Origin of the sequence: Isoptericola sp. NPDC060257 (assembly GCF_042726645.1) — a bacterium.
Lineage (GTDB): Bacteria > Actinomycetota > Actinomycetes > Actinomycetales > Cellulomonadaceae > Isoptericola > Isoptericola nanjingensis.
The window spans coordinates 1-3,892 of the sequence record NZ_JBHXAW010000353.1 but is presented as its reverse complement, the minus strand read 5'-3'; the positions used below and the strand labels follow the sequence as shown (position 1 = coordinate 3,892).

Below are 3,892 nucleotides of genomic sequence, written 5' to 3'. Positions count from 1 at the left end.
GGCCGGTCGCCACCAGGTCCACCGCGGCGTAGCCGGCGGCGAGGGCGGCCTCCAGGGTGCCCTCGCCCCCGTCGGCCACGGGCAGCTCGTCGACGACGACGCCGGGCACGGCCCGCCGCAGGCCGGCCGCCAGGTGGGCGGCCACCTCGCCGGCGGTCAGGGAGCCCTTGAACTTGTCCGGGGCGAGCAGCACGCGCGCCGCCGTCGGTCCCGTCGTCGTCGTCACTGCCGCTCCACCCCCTCGTCCGTCGGGACCACCCGTCCTCGTCATCGTCTCTCCCGTCGCCGTCGTCGGGTACTGCTCAGCCTGTCGCGCTCAGTCGAGCAGCGCGATGGCCGTGGGCGAGTCCTCGGCCGAGATGGCCAGGTCCTCGAACTCGTTCACCCCGTTGAGCTCCGCACCCATCGCGATGTTGGTGACGCGCTCGAGGATGACCTCGACCACCACGGGGACCCGGAACTCCGCGGTCATGGCCTGCGCCTTGGCGAACGCGGCGCCCAGGTCCTCCGGGTCCTTGACGCGGATCGCCTTGCAGCCCAGCGCCTCGGCGACCTTGACGTGGTCCACGCCGTAGCCCTCGGGCTCCCCGTCACCGTGCGACATGTTGATGTTGTCGAAGGCGAGGGACACGTGGAAGTCCATCTCGAACGCCCGCTGCGACTGACGGATCAGGCCCAGGTAGGCGTTGTTCACGACGACGTGCACGTAGGGCAGGTGGTGCTGCGCGCCCACGGCGAGCTCCTCCAGCATGAACTGGAAGTCGTAGTCGCCGGAGAGGGCGACGACGTTGCCCTCGGGCAGCGCCCGCGAGACGCCGAGCGCGGCCGGGCCGGTCCAGCCCAGCGGGCCGGCCTGGCCGGCGTTGATCCAGTGCCGCGGGTTGTACGTGTGCAGCAGCTGGGCGCCGGCGATCTGCGACAGGCCGATCGTGGTGACGTAGACCGTGTCCCGGCCGAAGGCCCTGTTCATCTCCTCGTACACGCGCTGCGGCTTGATCGGGATCTCGGTGAAGTGCGTCTTGCGCTGCAGCTTCCCCTTGCGCTCCTGCGCCGAGGCGGCCCACGCCGAGTAGTCCTTCACCTGACCGGCGGCCTTGCGGTCGGCGGCGACCTCGAGCGCGGTGCGCAGGAAGGCGCCCGCGTCGGAGACCACGCCGTAGTCGGGCGCGAACACGCGGCCGATCTGCGTGGGCTCGATGTCGACGTGCACGAAGGTGCGGCCCTCGGTGTAGGTCTTCAGGCCGCCGGTGTGGCGGTTGGCCCACCGGTTGCCGACGCCGATCACGAAGTCCGACTCCAGGAACGTCGCGTTGCCGTAGCGGTGCGACGTCTGGATGCCGACCATGCCCGCGGTGAGCGGGTGGTCGTCGGGGATCGCGCCCCAACCCATGAGGGTCGGGACCACCGGCACGCCGAGGGTCTCCGCGAGCTCGACGAGCTCGGACTCCGCGCCGGCGTTGATGATGCCGCCGCCGGCGACGATCAGGGGGCGCTCCGCGGCCAGCAGCATGTCGATCGCCTTGGCGACCTGCTCGCGGGTGGCCTCCGGCCGCTCCGGAGCCAGCGGCTGGTAGGTCTCCGGGTCGAACTCGATCTCCGTCATCTGCACGTCGATCGGCAGGTCGATGAGGACCGGGCCGGGACGGCCCGACCGCATGAGCTGGAACGCCCGCTGGAAGACGCCCGGCACCTGCGACGCCTCGAGGACCGTCTTCGCCAGCTTGGTGACCGGCGCGGCGATCGACGCGATGTCGACGGCCTGGAAGTCCTCCTTGTCGAGCTTGGCCACCGGGGCCTGGCCCGTGATGCACAGCATCGGGATCGAGTCGGCCCACGCGGCGTACAGACCGGTGATCATGTCGGTGCCCGCGGGGCCCGACGTGCCGATGCAGATGCCGATGTTGCCGCGCTCGGCGCGCGAGTAGCCGTCGGCCATGTGCGACGCGCCCTCGACGTGCCGGGCGAGCACGTGGTGGATGCCGCCGTGCTGGCGCATGGCGTCGTAGAACGGGTTGATGGCGGCGCCGGGGAGGCCGAAGGCCTCGGTGGCACCCTCCTTCGCCAGGATGGCGACCGCGGCGTCGACCGCGCGCATGCGGGGCATGGTGCTCTCCTTCGAGTCTTCGGGGATGTCAGGGCGGGCGCGACGTCAGTCGCGACCGGACAGGCGCGCGATCGCCTGGAAGAGGCCGGAGTGGTCGAGCGACCCGTCGCCCTCGGCGCGGGCCGCGGCCATGAGCTGGGCGACGACCGCGCCGACGGGGGCGACGACGCCCTGCTCGCGCGCGGCGGTCGTGAAGATGCCCAGGTCCTTGTGGTGCAGGTCGATGCGGAAGCCGGGGGCGAACTCGCGGCCCAGCATCTTCGCGGCCTTCTGGTCGAGCACCGCGGAGCCCGCGAGGCCGCCGCCGAGGACCTTGACGGCCGCCTCCGTGTCGACGCCGAACGCCTCGAGGAAGACGACGGCCTCGGCGAGGAGCGCGATGTTGCCGGCGACGATGAGCTGGTTGGCGGCCTTGACGGTCTGGCCGGAGCCCGACGGGCCCACGTGCACGACCGTCTTGCCGACCGCGTCGAACACGTCGGACGCCGCGGCGAAGTCCTCGGCGGAGCCGCCGACCATGATCGACAGGGCCGCGTTCTTCGCGCCCGCCTCGCCGCCGGAGACCGGCGCGTCGAGGTAGCGGAAGCCGGCGGCCTTCGCCTGCTCGGCCAGCGCGACGGTGACGTCCGGGCGGATCGACGAGAAGTCGACGATCAGGGTGCCCGGCTGCGCGTTCGCGAAGACGCCGTCGTCGCCGGTGAGGACGCCCTCGACGTCCGGGGAGTCCGGGACCATGACGGCCACGACGTCCGCGGCCTTGACCGCCTCGGCGACGGAGGAGGCGGCGGTGCCGCCCGCCTCGACGAGGGGCTGGGCCTTGGCGGCGGTGCGGTTGTAGCCGACGACGGAGTGCCCGGCGTCCTGCAGGTGGACGGCCATCGGGCTGCCCATGATGCCGAGGCCGATGAAGGCGATGGTGCTCATTGGTCGTGTCCTTCCGGGGAGGTCAGGGGTCGCGGTGCCGGCTGCGTGGTGCCGGCTTCTCAGCGCGCCGAGCGCTGCTCGCGCGGGAGCCAGGCGAACGGGTCGGGGTCCGTCGTCTTGTACTCGAGGCCGACGGGGCCGGCGTAGCCGGCGGCGCGGAGGTCGCCGATCCAGCGCTGGATCGGCAGGTCCCCGCTGCCCGGGGCGCCGCGGCCCGGGGCGTCGGCGATCTGCACGTGGGCGATGCGGTCGCCGTAGGTCTTGAGGTCGAGGTCCACGTCCGAGCCGTTGACCGACAGGTGGTAGACGTCGAACAGGAGGCCGAGGTTGGTCGCGCCGTGCTCGTCGCGCACGCGGTCGAGGACGGCGACGGCGTCGGCCGACGTCTTCAGCGGGTAGGCGGGGGTGCCGGAGACCGGCTCCACCAGCACGGTGCCGCCGATGCGCTCGACGGCCTTCGCCGCGAGCGCGAGGTTCTCGGCGCCGAGCGCGTCCTGCGCGGCCGGGTCCTCGCCCTCGACGCGGTTGCCATACAGCGCGTTGAACGCGCGGCAGCCGGTGCGCTCGCCGATGCGGGCGACGACGTCGAGGTTGGCGCGCAGGTCGGCCGAGCGCGCGGGCCACGAGATCAGGCCGCGGTCGCCGCCCGGCATGTTGCCGGCGTCGAAGTTGAGGCCGGTGAGCTGGACGCCGGCGTCGGCCAGGGCCCCGACGAACGCGTCGATCTCGTCGGCGTCGGGCGTCGGCGTGGCGAAGGGCCACCAGAGCTCGACGCCGTCGAAGCCGGCCGCCTTCGCGGCCGCCGGACGCTCCAGGAGCGGCAGGTCCGTGAGGAGGATCGAGCAGTTCACGGTGTAGGGGATC

4 protein-coding genes are annotated in these 3,892 nt (G+C 72.7%); all 4 read right to left on the bottom strand.

The window, feature by feature from the left end; translation table 11 throughout:
• Nucleotides 1-226 (bottom strand): glycerate kinase (locus ACFWEK_RS19820; RefSeq protein ID WP_430555150.1); only part of this gene is annotated, 226 nt, incomplete at its 3' end.
• A 90-nt stretch (nt 227-316) separates the two neighbouring features.
• Nucleotides 317-2,104, bottom strand: a complete 1,788-nt coding sequence (gene gcl, locus ACFWEK_RS19815; RefSeq protein ID WP_430545886.1) for a glyoxylate carboligase — start codon at nt 2,102-2,104, stop codon at nt 317-319.
• Nucleotides 2,105-2,149: 45 nt separating this feature from the next.
• Complete coding sequence (locus ACFWEK_RS19810) at nt 2,150-3,091, bottom strand: 2-hydroxy-3-oxopropionate reductase (RefSeq protein WP_430545900.1); 942 nt, start codon at nt 3,089-3,091, stop codon at nt 2,150-2,152.
• Complete coding sequence (locus tag ACFWEK_RS19805) at nt 3,088-3,891, bottom strand: hydroxypyruvate isomerase family protein (protein ID WP_430545901.1); 804 nt, start codon at nt 3,889-3,891, stop codon at nt 3,088-3,090. Before ACFWEK_RS19805 ends, ACFWEK_RS19810 begins: the two co-directional genes overlap by 4 nt.
• Between the last annotated feature and the right edge of the window lies 1 nt (nt 3,892).

What these genes read in the sequence shown, in the direction of transcription:
- gcl (WP_430545886.1), bottom strand. Translation starts at nt 2,104, where the DNA reads ATGCCCCGCATGCGCGCGGTCGACGCCGCGGTCGCCATCCTGGCGAAG.